Origin of the sequence: Ruegeria sp. Alg231-54, assembly GCF_900143525.1 — a bacterium.
GTDB lineage: Bacteria > Pseudomonadota > Alphaproteobacteria > Rhodobacterales > Rhodobacteraceae > Ruegeria.
Window position 1 is genome coordinate 236,458 of record NZ_FREZ01000003.1, and the last position, 24,431, is coordinate 260,888.

Annotated in this window: 20 protein-coding genes; 9 read left to right on the top strand and 11 right to left on the bottom strand. The window is 57.0% G+C overall.

Annotation, left to right across the window (positions count from 1 at the left end; translation table 11 throughout):
• The first annotated feature begins 21 nt into the window (after nucleotides 1–21).
• The 3 genes from gpmI to DHN12_RS07950 are packed head-to-tail and all read left to right on the top strand — an operon-like array spanning nucleotide 22 to nucleotide 4,013.
• Complete coding sequence (gene gpmI, locus DHN12_RS07940) at nucleotides 22–1,539, top strand: 2,3-bisphosphoglycerate-independent phosphoglycerate mutase (RefSeq protein ID WP_108859709.1); 1,518 nt, start codon at nucleotides 22–24, stop codon at nucleotides 1,537–1,539.
• Complete coding sequence (locus tag DHN12_RS07945) at nucleotides 1,536–2,666, top strand: murein hydrolase activator EnvC (protein WP_108859710.1); 1,131 nt, start codon at nucleotides 1,536–1,538, stop codon at nucleotides 2,664–2,666. Before gpmI ends, DHN12_RS07945 begins: the two co-directional genes overlap by 4 nt.
• Nucleotides 2,667–2,672: 6 nt before the next feature.
• The gene (locus DHN12_RS07950) at nucleotides 2,673–4,013 is read left to right on the top strand and encodes a S41 family peptidase (protein WP_108859711.1); all 1,341 of its coding nucleotides are present in this window, start codon (nucleotides 2,673–2,675) and stop codon (nucleotides 4,011–4,013) included.
• Between the two features lie 48 nt (nucleotides 4,014–4,061).
• Here DHN12_RS07950 and DHN12_RS07955 read toward each other — a convergent pair whose 3' ends face one another.
• From DHN12_RS07955 to DHN12_RS07965, 3 genes are all read right to left on the bottom strand, one after another.
• Complete coding sequence (locus tag DHN12_RS07955; protein ID WP_108859712.1) at nucleotides 4,062–5,588, bottom strand: MFS transporter; 1,527 nt, start codon at nucleotides 5,586–5,588, stop codon at nucleotides 4,062–4,064.
• A 90-nt stretch (nucleotides 5,589–5,678) separates the two neighbouring features.
• Nucleotides 5,679–6,038 (bottom strand): hypothetical protein, encoded by a 360-nt coding sequence (locus tag DHN12_RS07960; protein ID WP_108859713.1) that lies wholly within the window; start codon nucleotides 6,036–6,038, stop codon nucleotides 5,679–5,681.
• 11 nt (nucleotides 6,039–6,049) lie between these two features.
• Nucleotides 6,050–6,811, bottom strand: a complete 762-nt coding sequence (locus DHN12_RS07965) for a DUF6478 family protein (RefSeq protein WP_108859714.1) — start codon at nucleotides 6,809–6,811, stop codon at nucleotides 6,050–6,052.
• Nucleotides 6,812–7,056: 245 nt separating this feature from the next.
• Here DHN12_RS07965 and DHN12_RS07970 point away from each other — a divergent pair, with 245 nt between their 5' ends.
• From DHN12_RS07970 to DHN12_RS07985, 4 genes are read left to right on the top strand one after another with little or no spacing between them, the layout of a single operon-like run.
• Nucleotides 7,057–10,155, top strand: coding sequence for an ABC transporter transmembrane domain-containing protein (locus DHN12_RS07970; protein ID WP_108859715.1), 3,099 nt, complete (start codon nucleotides 7,057–7,059; stop codon nucleotides 10,153–10,155).
• A complete protein-coding gene (locus tag DHN12_RS07975; RefSeq protein ID WP_108859716.1) occupies nucleotides 10,148–11,044 on the top strand; it encodes a CPBP family intramembrane glutamic endopeptidase in 897 nt (298 codons plus the stop codon). Before DHN12_RS07970 ends, DHN12_RS07975 begins: the two co-directional genes overlap by 8 nt.
• A 60-nt stretch (nucleotides 11,045–11,104) precedes the next feature.
• Nucleotides 11,105–12,037 (top strand): acetyl-CoA carboxylase, carboxyltransferase subunit beta, encoded by a 933-nt coding sequence (accD, locus tag DHN12_RS07980; RefSeq protein ID WP_058272084.1) that lies wholly within the window; start codon nucleotides 11,105–11,107, stop codon nucleotides 12,035–12,037.
• A complete protein-coding gene (locus DHN12_RS07985; protein WP_108859717.1) occupies nucleotides 12,034–13,308 on the top strand; it encodes a folylpolyglutamate synthase/dihydrofolate synthase family protein in 1,275 nt (424 codons plus the stop codon). Before accD ends, DHN12_RS07985 begins: the two co-directional genes overlap by 4 nt.
• A gap of 81 nt (nucleotides 13,309–13,389) precedes the next feature.
• Here the strand turns inward: DHN12_RS07985 and zapE are convergent, their stop codons facing one another.
• Nucleotides 13,390–14,448: a cell division protein ZapE gene (gene zapE, locus DHN12_RS07990; protein WP_108859921.1), complete on the bottom strand. Its 1,059-nt coding sequence runs from the start codon at nucleotides 14,446–14,448 to the stop codon at nucleotides 13,390–13,392.
• A 146-nt stretch (nucleotides 14,449–14,594) separates the two neighbouring features.
• Between zapE and DHN12_RS07995 the strand changes: the two genes are divergently transcribed.
• Nucleotides 14,595–15,833 carry an MFS transporter gene (locus tag DHN12_RS07995; protein WP_108859922.1) on the top strand — a complete coding sequence of 413 codons (1,239 nt, stop codon included), beginning with the start codon at nucleotides 14,595–14,597 and terminating at the stop codon, nucleotides 15,831–15,833.
• Nucleotide 15,834: 1 nt separating this feature from the next.
• On the opposite strand, the gene DHN12_RS08000 is transcribed toward DHN12_RS07995, so the two are convergent.
• The 5 genes from DHN12_RS08000 to DHN12_RS08020 all read right to left on the bottom strand — a co-directional run bounded on the left by DHN12_RS08000 (nucleotide 15,835) and on the right by DHN12_RS08020 (nucleotide 20,376).
• Entirely contained in the window at nucleotides 15,835–16,455 is a 621-nt protein-coding gene (locus DHN12_RS08000) for an HAD family phosphatase (protein WP_108859718.1), read from the bottom strand.
• Between the two features lie 143 nt (nucleotides 16,456–16,598).
• Nucleotides 16,599–17,054 (bottom strand): YaiI/YqxD family protein, encoded by a 456-nt coding sequence (locus DHN12_RS08005; RefSeq protein WP_058272080.1) that lies wholly within the window; start codon nucleotides 17,052–17,054, stop codon nucleotides 16,599–16,601.
• Nucleotides 17,051–18,508, bottom strand: coding sequence for a Si-specific NAD(P)(+) transhydrogenase (sthA, locus tag DHN12_RS08010; RefSeq protein WP_108859719.1), 1,458 nt, complete (start codon nucleotides 18,506–18,508; stop codon nucleotides 17,051–17,053). The genes DHN12_RS08005 and sthA overlap by 4 nt, the downstream gene beginning before the upstream one ends.
• 3 nt (nucleotides 18,509–18,511) lie before the next feature.
• Nucleotides 18,512–19,345 carry an S-formylglutathione hydrolase gene (fghA, locus tag DHN12_RS08015; RefSeq protein ID WP_108859720.1) on the bottom strand — a complete coding sequence of 278 codons (834 nt, stop codon included), beginning with the start codon at nucleotides 19,343–19,345 and terminating at the stop codon, nucleotides 18,512–18,514.
• 101 nt (nucleotides 19,346–19,446) lie between these two features.
• Complete coding sequence (locus DHN12_RS08020; protein ID WP_108859721.1) at nucleotides 19,447–20,376, bottom strand: AEC family transporter; 930 nt, start codon at nucleotides 20,374–20,376, stop codon at nucleotides 19,447–19,449.
• Nucleotides 20,377–20,583: 207 nt separating this feature from the next.
• On the opposite strand from DHN12_RS08020, the gene DHN12_RS08025 reads away from it, so the two are divergent.
• On the top strand, nucleotides 20,584–21,201 hold the full coding sequence (locus tag DHN12_RS08025) for a TetR/AcrR family transcriptional regulator (RefSeq protein ID WP_108859722.1): 618 nt from the start codon (nucleotides 20,584–20,586) through the stop codon (nucleotides 21,199–21,201).
• Nucleotides 21,202–21,271: 70 nt separating this feature from the next.
• Here DHN12_RS08025 and DHN12_RS08030 read toward each other — a convergent pair whose 3' ends face one another.
• Both DHN12_RS08030 and DHN12_RS08035 read right to left on the bottom strand, forming a co-directional pair.
• On the bottom strand, nucleotides 21,272–22,642 hold the full coding sequence (locus DHN12_RS08030; protein ID WP_108859723.1) for an HlyD family type I secretion periplasmic adaptor subunit: 1,371 nt from the start codon (nucleotides 22,640–22,642) through the stop codon (nucleotides 21,272–21,274).
• Complete coding sequence (locus DHN12_RS08035) at nucleotides 22,639–24,396, bottom strand: type I secretion system permease/ATPase (protein ID WP_108859724.1); 1,758 nt, start codon at nucleotides 24,394–24,396, stop codon at nucleotides 22,639–22,641. The genes DHN12_RS08030 and DHN12_RS08035 overlap by 4 nt, the downstream gene beginning before the upstream one ends.
• Nucleotides 24,397–24,431 lie beyond the last annotated feature (35 nt).

The window sequence follows — 24,431 nt, forward strand, 5'->3', positions numbered from 1 at the left end:
GCAGAAATCCGGAGAGCCGAAATGACCGCCCCCAAACCCGTCGTCCTGTGCATTCTTGATGGTTGGGGCCTGTCCGAAGACACGCGGTCTAACGCGCCATTTCTTGCAGATACTCCGACCTTTGATGCGATCATGACCAATAGGCCGCACGCGACCATAATTACACATGGCCCGGATGCTGGCTTGCCCAGCGGCCAGATGGGCAATTCCGAGGTAGGCCACACCAATATTGGCGCGGGCCGCGTTGTTGCGATGGATCTGGGGCAGATTGACCTGGCGATTGAAGACGGCAGCTTTTTCGACAATACCGCATTGCAGACCTTCATCGCAAAGGTAAAGGCTGCAGGTGGAACGGCGCACCTGATGGGTTTGGTCTCGGACGGTGGCGTCCACGGCCATTTGAACCACATCGTCGCGGCTGCCAAGGCTATTACTGATGCAGGCGTTCCGGTGGCGTTGCACGCCATGACGGACGGGCGCGACGTCGCTCCGAAATCGGCATATACCTACCTGTCAGAGCTTGAAGATCGTTTGCCCGACGGGGCGCGTATCGTCACGGTTTGCGGGCGGTATTTTGCAATGGATCGGGACAACCGCTGGGAACGCGTCAGCGAGGCTTACGATGCGATGGTCAAAGGCCAGGGTCGGGCAGCCACAACCGCGCATGGCGCTGTGGATCACGCGTATAACCAGTCTGAAACCGATGAATTCGTCGTTCCCACTGTTCTGGAAGGCTACGACGGCATTCAGGATGGTGACGGGGTTTTCTGCCTGAATTTCCGTGCGGACCGGGCGCGGGAAATCTTGCGTGCAATTGGCGAACCGGGCTTTTCCGACTTCGATACCGGCCCGCGCCCGCAACTTTCCGCTCTGTTGGGGATGGTCGAATATTCCGATGGTCACAATGACTATATGACAACCGTATTCCCCAAGCGGAAAATTGTGAACACTTTGGGTGAGTGGGTTGCCAAGAAGGGGTTGCGTCAGTTCCGTCTGGCCGAGACCGAAAAATACCCCCATGTCACGTTCTTCCTCAATGGTGGCAAGGAAACGCCCGAGGAAGGCGAAGACCGGTTTATGCCGAAGTCGCCCAAAGTGGCCACCTACGACCTGCAGCCCGAGATGTCTTCGGCCGAAGTGACGGCGAAGTTTGTCGAGGCGATCGAGGCCGGATACGACTTGATCATCACCAACTATGCCAACCCTGACATGGTCGGTCACACGGGCGATCTGCAAGCTGCTATCAAGGCATGTGAGGCCGTCGATCAAGGCTTGTCACTGGTTGTCGCGGCGCTGAACAAGGTCGGTGGCGCGATGATCGTCACTGCGGATCACGGCAATTGCGAGGTCATGGTTGACCCCGAAACCGGCGGGCCGCACACCGCGCATACTCTGAACCCGGTTCCCGTGGCGCTGGTCGGCGGACCAAAAGATGCATCGCTCCGAAACGGCCGCCTTTCCGATCTGGCCCCGACGCTGCTGGACCTGATGGGTCTTGAGCAACCGCCCGAGATGACGGGGAAGAGCCTGCTATCATGAGGATGCGCGCGCTTATCTTTGCGATATGTCTTGCGTCGCCTGCCAGCGCGCAGAATGATCCGTCCACGGCGGCCTTGAATGCTGCGCGCATACTGGAACAGGCCTCGATCAACCTGACCGAAGCGGATGGTGCCCGCGACCGCGTGCGCGCCCTGACCGAAACTATCCAGGCTTATGAGGCCGGGCTTTCGGCGATGCGTGACGGGTTGCGCATGGCAGCGACCCGCGAGGCGCAGCTGACGGCAGAATTGCGGTCGCGGGAACAGGAGGTTGCGCAGTTGCTGGGTGTATTGCAGACCATTGAGACCACGGCGCCACCCGTTCTGATGCTGCATCCGTCTGGTCCCTTGGGTTCCGCACGGGCGGGCATGATGCTGTCCGAAGTCACTCCCGGTCTGAACGCGCGTGCGCAGGCACTGGCCCATGATCTGCAAGAGGTTCAGACCCTTCGGAAACTGCAGCAAAGTGCTGCGGATACCCTGGTCGAAGGGTTAACCGGTGTGCAAAACGCGCGCGCCAGCCTCAGTGAGGCCATCGCCGACCGCACGGATTTGCCCCGTCGCTTTGTCGAAGATCCGGTGCGCACCGCCATCCTGATTTCATCAACCGAGACGCTGGACGGGTTTGCCAGCGGATTGTCCGAAATCTCGGAAGGCGAAATAGCCGAAACAGACGCGGATGTCTCTGATCGCAAGGGGCGGATTGCATTGCCGACCCAAGGCGTTGTTTTGCACCGCGCGGATGAGACTGACGCGGCAGGTGTGACGCGCCCCGGTGTGGTTCTGGCCACCCGCCCGCGGGCGATTGTTACAGCGCCAACCGCGGCAACAATCCGGTATCGTGGACCATTGCTGGAGCTTGGGAACGTCATGATCCTCGAGCCGCAACCGGGCTTGTTGTTCGTGTTCGCCGGCCTGCAGTACGTTTACGGAGACATGGGCGAGGTGATCCCCGAAGGCACTCCAGTGGGTTTGATGCCGGGTGAATCGCCCGAAATCGGCGCAATTTTGTCAACAAGCGGTGATGGCACTGGAACTGACCGGTCAGAAACGCTCTATATAGAGGTAAGACAGAATAATAGCCCCGTGGACCCGGAATCATGGTTTCGGACCGACAAGGATGGATAAACGAGTATGAAGAAATTTCTGATGGCCGGCCTGGCCGGAACCGTGGCAGGTGTAATCGCAACGACACAAATCGCCGGTCCTTTGCTGGCGCAAGAGGCTGACCGGAAGGCCAGCGTGTACGAGCAACTGGATCTGTTTGGCGATATTTTCGAACGTATCCGCGCCCAGTATGTCGAAGACGTCGAGCCGGAAGAGCTGATTGAGGCGGCCATTGACGGCATGCTCACGTCGCTTGATCCGCATTCCAGCTACCTTTCGCCCGATGATGCCGAGCAGATGCGCGTGCAGACACGTGGCGAATTTGGTGGGTTGGGCATCGAGGTCACGCAAGAGGAAGGCTATGTCAAAGTTGTCTCGCCGATCGACGATACCCCGGCAGATGAGGCGGGGATCGAAGCAGGTGATTTCATCACGCATGTCGATGGGGAAAGCATCCTTGGCCTGACATTGGACAAGGCCGTCGATCTGATGCGTGGCCCGGTCGGGTCGGAAATCGTGATCACCGTCGTCCGCGAGGGCGAGCAAGAGCCGTTTGATATCACCATCATCCGGGACACCATCAAACTGACAGCCGTGCGTGCCCGGACTGAAGGCACCAGCGTTGTCCTGCGCGTCACCACTTTCAACGATCAGACATTCCCGAACCTGCAAGAGGGCCTGAATGAGCAGATCGAAGAAGCCGGTGGTCTGGACAAGGTCAATGGTGTTGTCCTTGACCTGCGGAATAATCCCGGCGGGTTGCTGACCCAGGCAATCAAAGTTTCGGACGCATTCCTGAACGAAGGAGAGATCGTGTCCACGCGTGGTCGCGACCCAAGCGATGGCGAGCGGTTCAATGCAACGCTGGGTGATTTGGCCGAAGGCAAGCCGATCGTTGTACTGATCAATGGTGGTTCGGCATCAGCTTCGGAAATCGTAGCTGGCGCGTTGCAAGATCACCGTCGTGCGATCGTTGTCGGCACCAAGAGCTTTGGCAAAGGGTCGGTGCAAACGGTCATGCCGCTGCGTGGCGATGGTGCGATGCGTCTGACGACCTCGCGCTATTACACGCCCTCGGGCCGGTCAATTCAGGCACTTGGCGTTAGCCCCGACATCATCGTCGAACAACCGCGCCCTGCGCCGGATGCCGAGGAAGAGGAAGCCAACGCCCGCACGCGGTCCGAAGCTGACCTGCGCGGCAGCCTGAACAATGACAGTCTGAGCGAAGATGAAATCCGCCAAATCGAAGAGGATCGCGCCAAAGCCGAAGCCACGGCTGAATTGCGGGAAGAGGATTATCAGCTGGCCTACGCCATCGACATCCTCAAAGGTTTGTCGGCGTTCAACCCCAACAGACCGTCTCAGTAAGACAAACAGGGCCGCCGATACCGGCGGCCCTTTCTGCAAAGGCCGGGATCAGACCTCAACCTTGTGCAGTTTCTCTTCGTCAAGCATCATCGCCAGAACAATGCCTATCGAGACCGAGATGGCCGCGAAAACAAAGGCCATGTTCATACCTGCATCAAATGCGGCGCCGATGGCAGATTTGACCTTTTCAGCCTCTTCCGAGCTTAGTTTTTCCATAACAGCGCGGGCTGCACCGGTCGTAAGCGTTCCACCGTTGATCGCCTTTTGATCGGTTACGGACATGTTGATCCCATCCGCAACCAGCTGTTTGCTGAGGCTGGACAGGCTGACGACATACATTATTGCGGTCGCGAAGGCGACGGATATAGCGCCGTATACCAGATGGGTCATAAAGCTCAGCCCGCCGACAAGGCCAGCGCGTTCAGGTTTGACGGCGCACACGGCTGCAGTGCCTGACGGCCCAACCGTCAACGTTGCACCCAGCCCGATCATCGCCATGCCGGGCAAAATCTGAAAATAGCCCAGCCCCGCCGGCAAGATGATAATGCTGAGAGCGCCAGTCGTTGCGATCAAATACCCCCAGAACAGCAGGCGCTTTGGCCCGAAATCATTATAAAGAGTGCCCGAAACAATCGAGCCGACGGCCAGCAGGAGTGTCAGTGGGGCAAGCCCAATCGCGGATTCAAACACGGACCACCCAAGGACCTTTTGCATGTATTGAGGGAAGTATAGCAGCCCGACAAAGGCCGCCGATACGTTGAACATGTTCAGTCCCAGCGTGATCCGAAACTCGCGGTTCTGCATCATTTGAGGCAGTATAAGCGGCTCTTTCACGCGCTTCTCGACCTGCGGAAAAAAGAAGAACAGCGCGGCGCTGACGAAAAACAACATCAGCAGCGGGACAGACGTCCAGCCCCAGTCCGCACCGATGTCCAGCCCGTAAAGCAGCAAAAGAACGGCAAACGAAAGAATACCTATTCCGGCGAAATCGATATGTTCGCCCTGTTTGTGTTGAGTTTCACGCTCCATAAGGATCAGGGCCGTAACCATCGAAATGGTCGAAAACAACACGTTTGCAAGAAAGAACAAGCGCCAGTCGCCAAAGCTGACTGCGGCGCCGCTGATGAGAGGACCAAAGACATTGCCGCTGGTCACACCGGCGAGGATCATACCCATGATCATGGCGCGGTATTCAGGACGCGAAACTTTGGTGGCGCCAAAAGCAAGTGTGCAGGGCCAGACGCAACCCGAACCAATCCCTTGCAAAGCACGCGCGGCGATCAGGAAGTCGAGACTGGGAGAGACAAAGCACATGACGGATGCAAATAGAAAGATCGCCAGCCCGATGATCATCATCTTGCGATGCCCGAACATGTCCCCCATGCGCCCCCCGGCGACCATGGTCATGGCAAAAAACAAGGCGTAGATATTCAGAACCCATTGGGTGCTGGTAATATCAGCGTCAAAGCTGTTTTCGATGGCCGGGACAAGAATAAGAGCGCCGGTAAAGTCGATACCGATCCCGAACCCTGTTACCATCAGAGCGATGACCTTGACGATACTGCTGCGGTCCATTTTCGCACCCGGGTTGCTTCGGATGACATTTATGATGCACGGATTCCGCCTGAAAGATAGACAAAGCCTTGGAAACGAAGAAAACCCGGATCAGTCCGAAGGTGCCTGAGACCGTCTAAATGCCCGTTTCAACAAGTCCAGCTCCGCCCGCAACAAAGCGATTTCGGTCCGCAAATCATCCGCGGCTGATGCACCCGCAATGATTGTGAATTCACCGATCTTCTGTGATGTGTTTGCATCGGCTATTACAAAGCAATGAACCCCGTCGGCAATCGCGGTTGATGGCACCGGCACACTCAGGTCCCAACCACCATCGGTGGCGGTAATGAACACACCCTCCAGCGCCTGGCCCATATAACGGACTTCGACATGCGGTTCAGTGTCGGCCTGCAGGTACCCGCGCCAGATGCCGTTTTCGAACAGGGTTGGGGTCAAGGTTGGTTGTGTCATGGCCAATGCTCTCACAGGTCGGCGCGGTGGTGGCGGCAAAGGGTCAGGTCCCGCAGAACTATGCGGTTCATAGCCGGATTGGTCAGAACCAGGTCCAGCCAAATCTTGTCTATGCGCCGTTCGTTCAGCGGCAAATTGGCAAGATCGAAATCCAGAACATTCGAACTTGTCGATAAGTCCAGAGATCGTGGAACGGAATCGGTGTTTGGGCCGTGCTGAATATTCAGTCGCGCGGTCACGTCCAGCGGGCGTTCTGTTTCAATCTGGGCATCGACCCGCATCAGGTGCTGCCGCGTCAGACCTTGCACAGCCTCAGGCGGCAAATCCAGCGACACGGAAAGGAATGACCCTGCAAAACCGAACACTTCGACGCCAAGTCCAAAAGCGGCCAGATCCTTTTCGTCCATGTTGCGCGCTTGTCGCACGCTGATCTCAGACAAGGCGCAGTCATGGAAGATCTTGACCTGTTGATCCAACTCGACCTTGCGCGGGATTGAGGCGAGACCGGGCCGGGGCAAGGGACCCCGCCACAAATCAGGTCGCCAGCACCAGTCAGTACCCAGCGGTTTGGGGAATTGCCTTGATCCAATCAGGGGCAGCGTCAGTCTTTCGTTTGCTTCACGTAGCAAACGGTCCAATTGCGCGCGCAGTTTGCGCGCCTCATCGCGCTGTTGACGCAATTGGGGGTTCGTGGCCCTGGCCGCGTCTTGAACGGCCCGTTGCCAACGCGCAATAGTTTTGCGGTGTAGATATCGTTCGAGAAGTCTGCCCATGATCCCATCGTCTGAACTTGACCTTCTTTAGTCAAAGACAACGGCGAGGATAAGGCCGAATTGGTGAAATCCGCATAAAACTATCCGACACTAACGTTGTTGTGACTGGGCGGTTTTGGTTGTGTCTGCTAAGGCCCCCATCGCCGTTCTTGCAATCATCTGGGACTGTGCGTACCGTCCGGCACCTGATTGCTTTGGATTATCCGAAAAACCGCGTACTAATTTCTTTGAGGCAAGGCCGGGGCATGGAACCCACACTATTTTCGTTCATCTGGAAACACTCAAAAAAGCAGCAACTTGTGCTGTTGTTTCTGACGGTATTGTCGTTTCCGTTTCTCTACGCCTCGCTTGAGCTGCCAAAACAGATCATCAACGACGCAATTGGTGCGCCCAACGATAGCGTTACGCTTTTTGGGTTCACCTTCACGCAGGTCCAATATCTGCTAATCCTCTGTTTTGCATTTTTGGCCACTGTAATCGCCAGCGGCTTGATGAAGATGCGCATCAACACGATGAAGGGCATATTGGCCGAGCGTATGCTGCGCCGGCTTCGGTTCACGCTGATTCACCGCGCGATGCGATTCCCGAAATCGTATTTTGCCACCACCAGCCAAGGTGAACTTGTTTCAATGATCACCTCAGAGGCCGAACCGATGGGCGGTCTGATGGGTGATGCGATTGCCCAACCGGTGTTTCAGTTTGGTCAGATGATGACCATTGTCACCTTTCTGTTCATGCAAAGCGTTTGGTTTGGTCTGGCCAGCATCGCATTGATTCCGTTGCAGGCATGGCTGATCCCAAAACTGCAGCGCCAGATCAACCTGCTGAACAAGGAACGTATTCAGCAGGTCCGCCACCTCAGCTCGGAAATTGGCGAAAGCGCGGCGGGCATCAGCGATTTGCGGGCCAATGGTGGCTGGCGCTATCGGTTGGCACAATTCAGCCACCGGTTGGGAACCTTGTTCGAGATCCGGTTCAAGATCTACAACAAGAAGTTCTTTATGAAGTTCCTCAACAATCTGATCACTCAGATGACACCGTTCCTGTTCTATTCGGTCGGTGGCTATCTGGCGATCACGGGTGAGGTGACAGTGGGCGCGTTGGTCGCGGCGCTTGGGGCATACAAGGACCTAAGTGGCCCATGGAAAGATTTGCTGACCTATTACAACCAGGTTCAGGATATGTCTTTGCGCTGGGAAATCGTCATTGAACGCTTTGCCCCGGACAACATGATCCCTGAAGAGCTATTTGTGGGTGAGCCAGAGTCTATTCCGCATCTCAGCGGAGATATCGAACTGCGCAATGTAACAGTGCGCGATGATGACGGGAAAACCATCCTTGAAGATATCGACCTGACCATCCCCAAGGGTGCCCGCGTTGCTATTCAGTCTTCAAGCGCCGCCGAACGCGGCGCGTTGGCACAACTGCTGACACGAGAGCTTTTGCCGATACAAGGCAGCGTCACAATTGCGGGTCATGATCTGCAAAAACTCCATCAGACGGTAATTGCGGCGCGGATCGGCTATGCCTATTCGCGGCCCTATCTGTTTGACGGGACTTTGGGTGACAACCTCTTGATGCCGTTGCGAACCCGCCCACAACACGAACCCGACGCGAAGAGGGCCCCAAGCCGGTGGCAGATCGAAGCGGTGCGGGCCGGGAACCCACCGGATTCCCTGTTGGATGAGTGGATTGATCCCGGCCTGGCAGGGCTGGAAGACATCGAGGATATCCGTAACTGGTGGTTCCAGCTGGTCGAGGCGATGGGCATCGACGAGTTCATGTTTCGCCGAACATTACGTACCCAGTTCGATCCATTGCAACATTCTGCCCTGGCGCGGGATATCGTAAATCTGCGCGATACGGTCGCGCAGAGGTTGGAAGAAAAAGACCTGGCGCGGTATGTCTATCGGTTCGAACCGGACCGCTTTAACCCGGCGGTTCCACTGGGGGGCAACCTGCTGTTTGCCGCTCCGTCTCGCGATATCTCACCGGATATTCTGGCGGGCGATGATCGGTTCATGTGGATGCTGCGCCATCACGATCTGGATGATGACGCAATGAGCATTGCAAGCGCGGTGCTGGAAACACTGCTCCAGACGTTTGGGCGGGACGGGGCAGATCACCCGCTGTTTCTTCGTCTGGGTATGGCCAAGGAAATGTTCCACCGTCTGCTTGATATCGAGGATCGGCGCAAAGCCAAAGGGGATGAAGCAATCAGCGAGGGCGAGCGTGCCTTGTTGCTGACCGTTCCGTTCCTGCTGACGGCGGAACAGATCGGACCTGATTTTCCGGACGAGTACAAGGATAAGATCTTGGCCATTCGAAGGGGGCAGGCGGAACAGCTGCGTGCCTCGATGGACGGGATGTTCGTTCCGGTCACGCCAGATGCATATATTGAACGCATGACTGTCATGGAAAATGCCCTGTTCGGGCGGGTTTCTTTGATGGCCGGGGCGCACGCGGATGAAATCGAAGATGTCGTCGCCGAAGCCATGAACGAAGCTGGCCTGCGCCGCCGGGCGGCAGCCATTATCTATGACCTACCGTCAGGACTTGGCGGGAATAACCTGCCGACAGTGTTTCAGGAACGCGCCGCATTCTCACGCGCGGGAATCAAGCGTCCTGATGTGTTGATCCTGGACAAAGCTCTGGCCAGCCATGATTCCGAGAGCAGGCTGAGAACCCGGCTGAAACTGCGGGAATTGTTGCCGGATTCCATCATGGTCTTCATGGAGGATTACTTCGCCCATCCCGAAGCCTATGATCTGTTCGTCGAGATCAAGGATGGTCGAATTGACGGCGTCTCGCGGACCCGTCCAGAAGAGGAGGCCAGCTCAACGGATGACCTGAGCCGTAAGCTCAAGATTATCTCGTCGACCGAGCTGTTTTCCGGCATTGACGGTCGCAACCAGCGCCTTCTGGCGTTTTCGGCGCAATGGTACGATGCCGCAGCCGGGCAGATCATCTTTTCCGAAGGGCAAACGCCAGATGCCGCTTATCTGTGTATTTCGGGCGAAGCCGACCTGATCTGGAATGAAGGGAACGGAACCGCGCGTACGATCTCGGTCATCGAGCCGGGGCGTCTGATCGGAGACTTGTCGATTATCACAGGCGAAATTCGGCAATTTGATTTGGTTGCGGTCAAAAATTGTTCGTTCCTGCGCATTGGGGCCGAGGAATTGCGCGCGGTTATTGAAAGTGACGCAGGTGTTGCAATGCAGCTGCTGCAAACGGTTGCCGGCTATCTGACTACGATTTCCGAAAGGCTAAACGCCGCCAATGCAACCTCATTGATCTTCGATGATGACGAGCCGAACCGGGAAACGGCCGACAATGCCTGACGCCCGCCCCGGCAGGTACATAGCGCATGAACGACTTGTTGCACCTTCGCGCGCACGGCCAGAGCTTTGGCGCCTGCTGGTCGGGCTGACCATTGTTGGCGTGGTTGGCATCCTTCTGAACTTTCTACTTTTTGGATTGGTTGCGGGTTTTGGATCCGTCGAATGGGCCCAAGGTTTGCTGACCGGCGCATCCCCGGTTGCACTTTTGGTTCTACTGGCAAGCTTTGGCTTCATCACATTGGGCGTGTCCATCGCTGCAAAACGCCTACAACATCGAACTCTGAGCTCAATCTGTGGTCCATGGCGCAAGGGCATTGGGCAATTTTGGAATGTTTTTAAGGCATTGCTGATCGTTGGGATCGTCGTGGCCATCTTGCCGCCATATGGCATGGGCGCAACGCTGACGCAGAATTTGGCACTGTCGACCTGGCTGTTGTTTCTGCCTTTCTCGCTTTTTGCAGTGCTGATTCAGACAAGCGCAGAAGAGGTGCTTTTTCGGGGATACATTCAGCAAAGTCTGGCAGCGCGATTCCGATCGCCGGTTATTTGGTTGGGCGTACCGTCGATTTTGTTCGCGGCAGGTCACTATGCCCCCGGCGCGGCCGGAGACAACGCGCTATTGGTTGCTGTGTGGTCTGGGATGTTTGGCCTGATGGCGGCGGATCTGACGGCACGGGCAGGGACGTTGGGGCCTGCTATCGCATTGCACCTGTTCAATAATATGGTCGCTCTCCTGTTTGTTTCCTTACCCGATGGCTTAAGTGGTCTGGCATTGTATCTGCTTCCTTACGACATGTCGGATACCGGGGCGCTGCGGCAATGGCTGTATGTGGATTTTGCTGTGATGATCGTCAGTTGGCTAACAGCGCGGGTTGCGCTCAGGCGTTGATTGCATTTCTTTCCGTAGCGTCTTATTTGACGTCAAAGCCGCACAAGCCAAGGTTCCGATATGAACTGGATTACAAACTACGTCCGCCCACGGATCAACTCGATCTTCTCGCGCCGAGAAGTGCCGGAGAATCTTTGGCACAAATGCGATGAATGCGGAACCATGCTGTTTCACCGTGAGTTGGCAGAAAACCAGAATGTCTGCACCCAGTGCGATCATCACATGGCGATCACTCCGCGCGAGCGGTTCGATCATCTTTTCGATGGTGGGATCTTTACCGAGGTCGAGGTTCCCGCGCCCAAAGACGATCCGCTGCAGTTCCGCGATCAGAAAAAGTACCCCGACCGGATGAAAGCCGCCCAAAAGAAAACGGGCGAGAAAGAGGCGATGTTGGTCGCTCTGGGTGAAATTGGCCGAACCCCGATTGTGGCAGCTGCGCAGGACTTTTCGTTCATGGGCGGATCCATGGGCATGTATGTCGGCAACGCGATCATCGCGGCCGCGCAAGAGGCGGTGAAGCTAAAGCGCCCGCTGATCCTGTTTTCGGCCGCTGGCGGCGCGCGGATGCAGGAAGGTATCCTGAGCCTGATGCAGATGCCCCGCACAACCGTGGCAGTAGAAATGCTGAAAGAGGCAAATCTGCCCTACATCGTAGTGCTGACTCACCCAACGACAGGTGGTGTGACGGCTTCATACGCGATGCTGGGTGATGTCCATATCTCAGAGCCCAATGCGCTGATTTGTTTTGCCGGTCCACGCGTGATCGAACAGACGATCCGGGAAAAGCTGCCCGAAGGCTTCCAACGCGCGGAATACCTGTTGGATCACGGCATGTTGGACCGTGTGACCAAGCGGACCGAAATGCGCGATGAGTTGATCACCATCACGCGGATGTTGATGAACCAGCCTCCGGCGGTCAAAGGTGATCTGCCTGCGCCCGAATCCGAAGATGCAGTGGCAGAAGCCCCGGCTGAAGACGCGGAAGAAAAATGACCTCTCAGACATCGGACATCATTCTGGAGAGGATGATGGCGCTGCATCCCAAGATCATTGACCTGACCTTGGATCGTGTCTGGCGTCTGCTGACCACGCTGAACAATCCGCAAAACAAACTGCCGCCGGTGATCCATATCGCGGGAACCAACGGCAAGGGCTCGACCCAGGCCATGATCCGAGCGGGGCTGGAAGGGGCAGGGCTGACCGCCCATGCCTATACCTCGCCCCACCTGGCCCGGTTTCATGAGCGTATTCGTCTGGCGGGTGAACTCATTTCCGAACCGGATCTGACGGCGGTTCTGGACGAATGTTATGCCGCCAACGGTGGCGAGAACATCACGTATTTTGAGATCACGACCTGCGCGGCCCTGCTGGCTTTTGCCCGGTCCAAGGCGGACTACACGTTGCTTGAGGTCGGGTTGGGTGGCCGGTTGGATGCGACCAATGTCATTCACGACCCAGCGGTAACGGTCATCACGCCGGTTTCAATCGACCATGAGCAATTTCTGGGCGATACCTTGGGCAAGATCGCCGCAGAAAAGGCCGGCATCATCAAGCCCGGTGTTCCCTGCATCGTTGGCCCGCAACAGGATGAGGCGCTGGAGGTCATTGAATACACTGCCGCGCGTCTGGGTGCACCTTTGTTGATGCATGGCCAACACTGGCACGTCACCGAAGAAAACGGGCGGCTCGTCTATCAGGACGAAACTGGCCTGCGCGATCTACCGCTGCCAAATCTGTTGGGCGCACATCAGTATCAAAATGCCGGTGCTGCGCTAGCGGTCTTGCGTTATCTGGATCTTGGGGAAGACGCCTATGAGGCTGCGGTGACCAAGGCTGAATGGCCAGCCCGCATGCAGCGATTGAAAACCGGCCCTCTGGTCGAACAGGCCCCCGAGGCCGAGCTCTGGCTGGATGGCGGTCACAACGCGGCCGCGGGTTTGGCATTGGCCGATCTACTGGCGAAGCTGCCTGCACGTCCAACCCATATGATCTGTGGGATGTTGAACACAAAGGACGTCACCGGGTATCTGGCTCCGCTGGCCGCACAGGCGCAAAGCCTGACGGCAGTCTCTATCCCGGGCGAAGTCAATACGCTGAGCGCTGACGACACCGCTGAAGCCGCTTCTCGGGTTGGGCTAGCAGCGTCTACTGCCAATAGTGTGGCCGAGGCCCTGAAAAAAATTACTGAAGATGACCCGCAGGTGCGGGTTCTGATCTGTGGATCGCTATACCTGGCCGGTAATATTTTGCGCGAGAACGGCTGAAAAAGGCGCATCCGCACAGCTTCATCTGGCCAAAATATCCCGGGGGGGGGGGCCGCACAAAGCGAGGCAGGGGCAAAGCCCCTATTTCCCCCAATCCTGATCCTGCATCTCGCGCAGGCGCGACGCGGTACGCTCAAACTCAAACGTGCCTTCACCTTCGACATACAGCATTTCGGGCTCTGCCGCAGCTGAACAGATCAACCGGACCTTTCCCTCATACAGTGCGTCGATCAGCGTGACGAACCGTTTGGCTTCGTTGAAATTATTACGCGACAGGCGCGGGATGTCCTCAAGCACCAGGACTTTGACCCCTTCCGCGATGGCAAGATAGTCCGCCGGGCCCAGCATCCTTCCACAAAGGTCATAAAAACTGGCCCGCGCCACGCCATTTCGAAAGGCGGGCAGTTCTACCGCACGACTGTTGACCTGCAGGATCAGCGGGTCCGCTGCGCCCCCGGCCAGGTCATTCCAGACACTGCGAATGCTCTCACGCGCCTCGGGACCTATGGGCGTAAAATAAACAGGCGCGCCTTCCAGTCGGTTTTGCCGGTAATCCGTGGGTGAGATCAGCTCCCACACCTCAAGCTGTTCTTTGATATGTGCAATGAAGGGCAAAAATAACTGACGGTTTAGCCCGTCCTTGTACAGATTATCCGGATGGCGGTTCGATGTCGTCACGACCACGGTGCCACCTTCATGCAGCAGATCGAACAGACGACCAACAATCATCGCGTCCGTGATATCGGTGATTTGCATTTCGTCAAATGCCAGTACGCGCGCGGACTTGATCACCGAGGCGGCTACAGGAGCCAGTGCATCTTCGACCCCGTCCTTACGGGCCTTGTGCATGCCTGCGTGAATTTCCTGCATGAAGGCATGAAAATGCACCCGACGAGCGGGGATGTCTGCCAAAGAGTCGACGAACATATCCATCAGCATGGATTTCCCGCGGCCGACGCCCCCCCACAGATATAGACCTTTAGGTGGCGGCGGGGCCTTTCGAAAGAACCCGCGCTTCACCGGTTCGGCCAATGCCGCCCGGATACGTTCGAAATGAGGAAGAACAGCCTCTTGCGCGTCGTCTCTGGTCAGGGTGCCATCGGCCACCTGCGTGTCATAAAGCGAAATCAAACCCGTCATGTCTTGAGGCATAGCGCCCGGTTTGCCCGTTGAAAAGCAGCCATTTCTCAGACACATCAAATTTGCTTATCCGTGATCGCAAAACTCCTGAATTGACGCATGATCCAAACACGGTAACGTCTGCCCTTCGAACGCCCGAGGTCGCTATGCCCCAACACACGCGCTTGCTGAACCCGATCCTGATCGTCGGATGTATCATCATCACCGTCAGTTTTGCCGTGCGCGCATCGTTTGGCGTGTTTCAGATCCCCATCGAGGATGAATTCGGCTGGCTGCGCTCGGACTTCTCGATGGCAATCGCAATTCAGAATTTGGCCTGGGGCATTGGGCAGCCAATTTTCGGCGCCATCGCCGAAAAGGTCGGCGATAGGCGCGCGATTATTCTAGGGGCTCTGACATATGCGGCGGGCATGGTTTTGTCGGCCTGGTCCGTCACTCCGTTCGAACACCAGATGTACGCATGGCTTGTGGGGTTCGGTATCGCGGGAACAGGATTTGGCGTGGTGCTTGCCGTGGTGGCGCGGGCATCGTCGGACGAAAACCGCTCTATGTCGCTTGCGATTATTACAGCTGCTGGCAGTTTCGGTCAGGTTCTGGGGGCGCCTACAGCCGAATGGATGCTGAGCTTTATGCCTTGGCAGCAGGTGTTCATTGTATTCGCTGCAGCGATCTTGGCACTGGTGCTGACACTGCCGTTCATGCGCGCCCCTCAGGCTGCCAGTAAAGCAGAGATCGAAGAAAGCATGAGTCAGATCCTGACCAGGGCTTTCCGCGATCCATCCTATACGCTGATCTTTCTGGGCTTTTTCAGCTGCGGTTATCAGCTTGGCTTCATAACCGCACATTTCCCCGCTTTCGTGACAGAGATGTGCGGACCCATACAACCCGGTGGCGTACTGCATTCGATTGGCATCACAACCACATCAGCACTGGGGGCCGTGTCAATTTCATTGATTGGCCTAGCAAATATTGCGGGTACACTGATGGCCGGTTGGGCAGGGAACCATTTCCCCAAAAAATACCTGCTGGCCGGAGTCTATACCGCGCGAACACTCGCCGCGGCGGCCTTCATCGTGTTCCCGATCACACCGCTGTCGGTCATCGTGTTTTCACTGGTCATGGGGTCGCTGTGGCTTGCCACGGTACCGCTGACCTCGGGGCTGGTCGCGCATCTCTACGGATTGCGTTATATGGGAACGCTGTATGGGATCATCTTTTTCAGCCACCAGGTCGGCAGTTTCTTGGGCGTCTGGTTGGGCGGGCGCATGTATGACCAGTACGGCGACTACACTATGGTCTGGTGGATCGGAGTCGCGATTGGGGCGTTCAGTGCCATCGTCCACCTTCCCATTCGCGAAAACCGCCCAACGCCCGTCACCGCCTGAGCTACAGCGCCTCTTCGACCGTCAGTAGACCTTCTTGCAGCAGTCGGTCCGCCCAACCCTGTGGGCCGGTAAAGTGGTGCGTCTGCCATCCACGGGCGCGCGCCGTTTCGATATTTTCGAGTCGGTCGTCGGTGAACAAAAGCGCCTCGGGCGGTAGTCCACAATCCGCTTCGACCATTTCATAGATCGGAACATGCGGTTTGACGGTCTGCATCCGTCCCGACACGTATTGTTTGTCGAACTCGTTGAGGAACGGGTAAACCGTCGTCGCATAGTCGAAATTTTGCACCCCGAAATTGGTCAATGCAAAAACCGGCACGCCTTTGGCCCGCAAGGCCCGTTGCAGACGGATCGAGTGGGGGATCTCGGGCGCGGCAAGTTCGATCCACTTGTCGTGCCACATGCGGATTTCATCCCGCCATTCCGGGTATTTCTCGGCCCAATCATAGATTGTGTCAGTGAAGTGATGACCCTGGTCAACCAGGTCGTTCATCCCGTGCAGGTCAACTTCCGAGAACATGGCACGACGGCGCTCTTCCCCGATGACCTGGTCGTAATAGCGTTCGGGTTGCCATTCGATCAGAACATTCCCGATGTCAAAAACAACAGCTTTCACCGACATGTACGTACCTGTCTTCTTGTTCCTTAGTTGGTGCCACTGAACCAAGCGCGACGGGATTGTTCAAGGCACAACCGCAGCGCGCAGCGCTGCCCGGCCCAATTGTCAAAGACGCATCTATGATGCGTCGCTGGCAAGCGGGAGGATTAGCCCCGCTGCGCAGCCCTTAACTCACGTTCCAGGGCGTCCAAAAACCGGGATCGGTCAGCTTTGCCAAAGGGTTTTCCGCCGCCACCCGCGCCCAATGGGTTGGATGCGCGCAAGTCGGCCATCAAATCACGCATGGCCAGTTGCTGGCCGATATTGGCCGCGGTAAAGGCTTCACCGTTTGGACGGAGGACCCGAGCGCCGGCCTCAACACATTTTGCGGCCAGCGGGATATCCGAGGTTACCACTACGTCCCCTGCGCCGCATCGTTCGGCGATCCATTTGTCTGCCTCATCCGCACCCTCAGACACGATGACCACCTGCACCAATGGGTTTGCAGACGGCCGCAAGCCACCGTTTGACACCAGTGCCATCGGAACTTTGTGCCGGGTTGCAACCCGTTCAGCCTCGGCTTTCACGGGGCAGGCATCGCCATCGATATAGAGCGTCGTCACGCTTTCCCGGCCTTCTTCTCGGTCTTTTCAGCGGGTTTCTTGCGCACTTTGAACTCGTCCGGGATTGGCATCCGATTGAATGCATCCAAACCAGCGATCTTATAGGCCTCGGCAAGGGTTGGATAGTTGAACGTATTCTGCACGAAGTAATCCACCGTGCCCTTCAGATTCAGGACTGCCTGCGCGATATGGATCAACTCTGTCGCACCTTCGCCCACGATCTGCACGCCAAGCACCCGGCGGGTTTTCAGTGAAAACAGCATCTTCAGCATGCCGTGCTCCAACCCCATGATATGCCCACGCGAAGTCTCCCGGAACCGCGCCACGCCGACTTCGTATGGGATGCCGCGTTCTTGCAGTTCCTCTTCGGACATGCCGCAAGTTGAGATCTCGGGGACCGAATAAATGCCGTAAGGATACCAGGGACTTTCCGGCAGGGTAGGGGTTTCCAGCGCGTGACATGCAGCCACACGGCCCTGTTGCAGCGAGGTTGAGGCCAATGATGGGTGCCCAATCACATCGCCAGTCGCGTAGATATGCGGCACTGCAGTTTGATACGTCTTGCGATCCACGTCGATCCGATTGCGATGATCGGTTTCCAAGCCAACGGCCTGCAGGTTCAATGCCGATGTCGCCCCCATGCGCCCGGCGGCGAACAGTAGCATCTCAGCTCGCACGTGGCGGCCATTCTCGAGAGTCACTTCGACATGGCCCCCAGCGTCTTCTATCTTTTGAACGGCTGAGCCCAGACGTAGGTCCACGCCGTTTTCGCGGATCTGATGGGTGAAATCATGGATTAGGCGGGTGTCGATGAAATCTAAGAAGGTTTCACGAGGTTCAATTAACGTCACCCGGACGTCCAATGCCGAGAACATGGTGGCGTATTCCACGCCAATCACTCCGGCACCTATCACGACCAGCGAGCGCGGGATCTCTGCCATCTCAAGAAAGTCGTCACCGTCCACAACGGTCTTTCCGTTGAATGGCACATAATCCGGGCGATAGGTTTTTGTTCCGGTTGCGATCAGGAACTTGGCCGCCGTAAGTCTCGTTGTCTCGCCGGCATCAGTGGCAACCTCAATATCGTGAGGCCCAACGAATTTGGCCAACCCGTTCAGGGTCTCCACATGGTTGCGGTTGAATTGGTGTTCCAGCACGTCAACTTCATGATCCAGCGTCATATGCAGACGTGCCTTCAGGTCTTCGGCCCGGATCTGATCTTTGACGCGGTACGAGCGGCCATAGAAGCTGCGCTCACGCCACCCGGACAGGTTCAGTACCGTTTCACGCAGGGTCTTTGACGGGATCGTTCCGGTGTGGACGGACACGCCGCCAAACCGATCCTTGCGATCGATCACCAGAACACGCCGTTGCAGTTTGCCCGCCTGTATCGCGGCCGAACGACCCGAGGGGCCGGACCCGATGATGATCAGGTCATAGTCAAATTTGCTCATGCCTCAGTCTCCGTACAGTGCCTCGGCGTGGAAGGTGATGTGGTCTTCCATGAAGGTCGACACGAAGAAGTATGAGTGGTCATAGCCTGGTTGAAGACGGAAGATTGCCTGCTGACGACGTTCCGCTATCGCCTGCGCCAAAGTTTCGGGGCGCAACAGGTCGATGAATTGGTCATTGGCACCAGTGTCAATCAGGATGGGGCCGTCAAAGCCTTTTTCTTTCATCAGGACCGATGCGTCATGATTGGCCCATGTTGCCTGATCATCGCCTAGGTAGGCGCTAAGTTGTTTGCGACCCCAATCCGCACCCGTCGGGTTTGAAATGGGTGCGAAAGCAGACACAGACCGGAAGCGCCCCGGCAAGTTCATGGCCAGAGTCAGCGCTCCGTGCCCTCCCATCGAATGTCCGGTTATGGCCTGACGCTCCGCGTCGATTGCGAAGTTTTCGGTCAGCAAAGCAGGCAATTCTTCGGCCACGTAATCCCACATATTGAAATGCGGTGCCCAAGGCTGCTGCGTGGCGTTCAGATAGAACCCGGCGCCCTGGCCCAGATCGTAATCATCGTGATCGGCAACACCCTCACCGCGCGGCGAGGTGTCCGGGAAGACCACCGCGATGCCTTGTTCGGCCGCCCAGGCCTGAGCACCTGCTTTGGTCATCGCGTTTTCATGGGTGCAGGTCAGGCCTGACAGATACCACAAAACCGGAACCGGGCCGTCCTTGGCCTCGGCTGGCAGGAACAAGCCAAAGGTCATGTCGCACTGGCAGGCAGTCGAGGCGTGGCGATAGACGCCCTGAACGCCTCCAAAACATGCATTTTCCGAAAGGGTTTCCATTTGGTTTCGTCCTTACGTTGGGTTTGCGACATGGCTATCCTTACACGCTCGATACGTAAAGGCTGCGCGGCTTTGGTGTGCCATTTTTCACAAGGCTTAGATCAAGGCGTTCCGACCCAGGCGATGACCAATGGCACCGTCAGAATGCTGGCCGCTGTGGACAGTAGTATCGCAGCTGATGCACGGTGCGGGGCCACCCTGTAATGGGCGGCCAGCATATACACGTTACCCGCCACCGGCAGTGCCGCGGCGGCGATTGCGACAGAAGCAGGAAATGCTGCCACGGGCAAAATCCAAATCAACACAACGGCAACGCAGACAGGGTGAACGACAAGTTTGCAAAAGCTCAGCCAGCCTGCAATGTGAACGCGTTCGGCGGATTTGCTGGCCAGAGAAGCTCCGATAGCGAACAGGGCACCCGGTGTGGCTGCCCCGCCCAGAATTGTCAGGAAATCGTTCAATGGGACAGGAACAGGAATCTGCAACGCGGACCAGAGCATTCCCGCCGAGATCGAAACGATCATCGGATTCTTGATCAACCCGATCCCGATCAGTCGGAAGGTTGCAGGCGTCAACCGCCCGTCGCGCCCGCCATTTATCAAGATGACGATCAGGGATGAAAAAACCACCAGATCAACCGTCAGAACCAGCATAACCGGGCCAATCGCGGCTTCGGTAAACAGCAGCGCCAGCATGGGCAGGCCCAGAAAACCGACATTGCCGATGGCCGCGCATTGCGCCTCTACCGCTGCGGTCGGGATATCAAGCCGACGTATCCATGCGACAACCGTCGCCAAGACGTACACAGCGGCGGTTCCGATCAAGTATCCAACGACTAGCCTTGCATTGAAAATATCAGCAAAGGGCAGGGTGGCGGCAAAGCGAAACAGCATGGCCGACAGCGCAAAATAGAAAACGAATTTCGTCAGGTACGCCGTTGCTTCTTCAGAAAAAAATCGACTGCGCCCAGCCCAGTATCCCAAGCCGATGATCGCAAAAAAGGGCAGTGTGCGCAGAAAGATATCGACCATGTGCAAAGTGGTAGCACGTAACACACAGGCTGCAAGATATGACGGGCCAATTATAGGGTTTTGGGGACGCGCGTTGTAAATTAACTTAACTGGTTAATCGAAAACCTAACGTCATCTGTGTTGCCAGATGCCTGCTAATTGTGCGATTTGTTGTATCTGAACTGAACGGTTTAAACATTTGTCACCCAATCGACCGAAGGAGAGTACATGACCGAAGCAGCCGTCATTCTGCGTACCGGCCGAAAATTTGATCAGGTCCTGCGCGGAGCCCGAGAGGTTTTCATGGCGGATGGTTTCGAAGGTGCAAGCGTCGATGATATAGCCCGTGCCGCCGGGGTGTCTAAGGCCACGCTATACAGTTATTTCCCCGACAAGCGTCTGCTTTTCATGGAAGTGGCGCAGGTCGAGTGTAGACGGATGGCGGAAAACGTCGTGGCGATGGTCGACGATTGCAAACCTGCACGCGAAGTTCTGACAATCGCTGCAACAGAGCTGACAACTTTTTTGGTCTCGGACTTCTCGCAGCAGATGTTCCGCATCTGCATCGCCGAACGTGACCGGTTCCCGGAGTTGGGCCAAACATTTTACGAGGCGGGGCCGCAGAACGGTCAGCGCCAGATGGTCGAGTATCTGGAAAAGGCGGTCAACAAGGGTGAGTTGGCCATCGACAACCTGCAATTGGCAGCCGAACAGTTCAGTGAACTATGCAAGGTTCGGATTTGGACCCGCGCTGCCATTGGCGTTCAAAAGAGCTTTTCCAAAGTAGAGTTGGATGCAATTGCGACGCAGGCCGTTGATATGTTCATGGCGCGATACGGCGTCTAACCTGCTGCATTTAATCACGAGAAAGACGTGAACGACCCGCACCCGGCAAGCCGGATGCGGGCAAAACAAGTTACTCGATAAAAGTCTTGGCGAGCCGGTCACTGATTGGTTGTGACAGGTAGCTGATTACTGCGCGCTCGCCGGTTTTTACGAACAGATCCGCGGGCATTCCTGGCAACAGATCCAGTGCGGCGACTTCGGTGGGTTGATTGGCGTCCAGTTTCACACGTGCTTTGTAATAGGGCTCGCCGGTACGGTCGTCCTCCAGCGCATCCGCTGAGATGTCAAATATCCGACCGCTGGCTTCGGGCACATCGGTCTGCGTAAAGGCAGACAGGCGAATGCCCGTTGCCTGACCGATCTGCAGCTTGTCGATATCGCCGGTTTTGATACGCGCTTCGACGATCAGGGCCTGATTGGCGGGAACAATATCCATGATCGCCTCTCCGGGGCGAATGACGCCGCCGGTTGTGGATACTGCCAAATTAACGACCCGCCCGCTGGCGGGGGCCAGGACCTGTGTTCGTTTCAACCGTTCCGATGCCCCTGAATATTGTGAGCGGATCAGATCAAGCTGGGCATCCACAACCGCAAGCTCTCCGGCGATCACCTCGTCGCGCAGCTTTTGTTGGCTGAGCAGGGACAGCTGCAACTCTTGCACCTGGTCATGGGCCTGCGCAATCTGGGTGCGCAACGACGCATCGACACCGCCCAGACGTTCCATTTCGATCTGGCGCGCGCTGACCCGTGTGACGGCCACAAGTCCTTTGTCCAACAAAGATTTCAGATTGGACAGCTCAATCTGCGTGATGTCCTTCTGGTTTTGGGTCGAGAGGCGTTGTTCGTTCAGGCCGGCGATCTGATTGCGCAGCCCCTGAATGCGTTGCGCGTTGATTTGAGCTTCGGTCCGGCGGGCGCGGGCTTCGGCGTCAAACAGTTGTTTCTGCGTCAGGTAAGGCGACAACCAATGCAGCCGCTGCATCCCATCGCTGAAACCGGCCAATGCTGTTGGCTCGTCAAACCCGTCCGTGCCGTTGATCTGCGCCAGCAAGCGGGCACGGCGGACCGACAATTCGCCCAATTGGCTGCCCAGAATGCTCAGATCTACGTCGATATCCGAGCTGTCAAGTCGCACAAGGGGCTGACCTGCCTGAACAAATTCACCATCCGTGACAAGGATCGAGTCAATGATGCCACCGTCCAGATGTTCGACCGTCTTGCGGTCACCTTCCACCACAAACGAGGCCGGCGCGACCACCGCCCCGTCCAGTTTCGAGGCGAAGGCCCAATAGGCGCTGCCGCCAACGAAGGCCAGCAGGGTAAACAACCCGAACAGGACATAGCGTTTGATCTCAGAGGTCTCGGTCGTGATGTCCAAGGCGTGTACATCGTGGGCAGCAAGCGCGTTCTGAGATTGCGAGCGTTTCATCAACTGGGTCATTGGGCAGCTCCGCTGATCTGAGTTTCACTGGCAGGGGTCGTGTCGGTTTTTTTCGCCGCGGATTGGGTAGGGTTGTCCAGAACGTTCCGGCGATTGACCTTCAGAACGTCCTCTTTGTCTCCGAACTGAGATTGAGCGCCGTTTCGCAGGACCATCACCTTGTTGGCGGCCTGCAGCGTTGCCGGACGATGGGTCATGACGATGGCAATTGCACCGCGGGCCTGCGCCGACACGATCGCATCGCGCAGAGCCTGTTCGCCATCGGCATCCAGATCCGAATTCGGTTCGTCCAAAATCAACACAAACGGATCGCCATAAAGCGCCCGGGCCAGTGCCAGCCGCTGACGTTGACCACCTGACAGGAAAAACCCTCGACCGATGCGCGTTTCATATCCGTCAGGAAGGGCGCTGATCATTTCGTGCACACCGGCCTCGCGGGCGGCACGCAGCACCTCTGCATCATCTATGGCGACCGAGAAGCGCCCGATGTTTTCGCGGATCGTGCCGTCGAACAACTCGATTTCCTGTGGCAGATAACCGATCTGTTTGCCCAGATCCTCGTGGTTCCATTTGGACATCGGGCTGCCGTCCAGCAAGACTTCGCCTCGCTGTGGGTGCCAAATACCGGCCATCATCTTGCCCAGAGTGGTCTTACCCGAACCGCTATGCCCGATAACCGCCAGCACGTCTCCGGGCACAAGGCCAAAGTCGATCTGGCGGAGCGAGGCGTTGACGGCACGCGGGGGGCCAGCCTGCGCAATCTTAACGTCCAGAGATTTGAACGCGCGCGGCAGGTGCAGATTGGGTGGGGCTTCAGCAAACTCTTCGGTCAGTTTTGCCAGCTTGGAATACGATCCGCGCGCGGCCAGAAAGCTGCGCCACTGACCGATCAATTGGTCAATTGGGGCCAGTGCACGGGCCAGCACGATGGTTGCCGCAATCATGACGCCAGCCGTGGATTCTCCGGTGATGGCCAGCGCCGCGCCAAGTCCCAGAATGGCCGACTGCAAACCCATCCGAACGGTCTTGGACACAACAGAAAAGCTGGCAACCCGGTCAGCGGCACGGGTCTTGTGCTGATGGGCCTCAGCCTGAAGCGAGGTCCAGCGCCGCAGCAAATCGGATTTCATGCCAAGTGCCTGAACAAGCTCGGCGTTTTTGTCACTGATGCTGAACAATGCATCTGAACGACCGCGCGCTTGCGAAGCCGACCGCATCGGTTCCCGGGCGCGCGAGTTGTTGATCAGGGCCATGATCGTCAGCATGACGGCCCCGGCCAGACCAAGCAGACCCAGATAGGGGTGAAGGGCATAAAGGACCAACAGATAGAGCGGGATCCACGGCGCGTCGAAAAACGCGGTCAGCGTGGTTCCCGAGATGAATTCACGAAAGCCGTTCACGTCTTCGACAAGGTTTTCTCCAGCCTCGGCTTCGCCATGGACACGGCGGCGCATCGCAGCGCCGAGGACCGGCGCACCAACGTTCAGCTCAAAGCGGGCGGCCAGACGTCCCAAAATGCGCATCCGCATCAGGTCAAGGCAGGCGACCACAACGAAAACACCAGCCAGCAATGCAGACAGTGCAATCAAGGTGTCGACATTCTGGCTGGTCAGGACGCGATCATAGACCTGCAGCATATAAAGTGGACCAGCCAGCATCAGAAGGTTCAGAAACAAGCTGAAGAAGGCAACTGCGACAAAACCCTTGCGCAACGACCCCCAGGCGGTTTTTACGGGATTGGTTTGCTGGGACATCAGGGAACCCTTTCCGGTTTGACAAACGGGGCGAC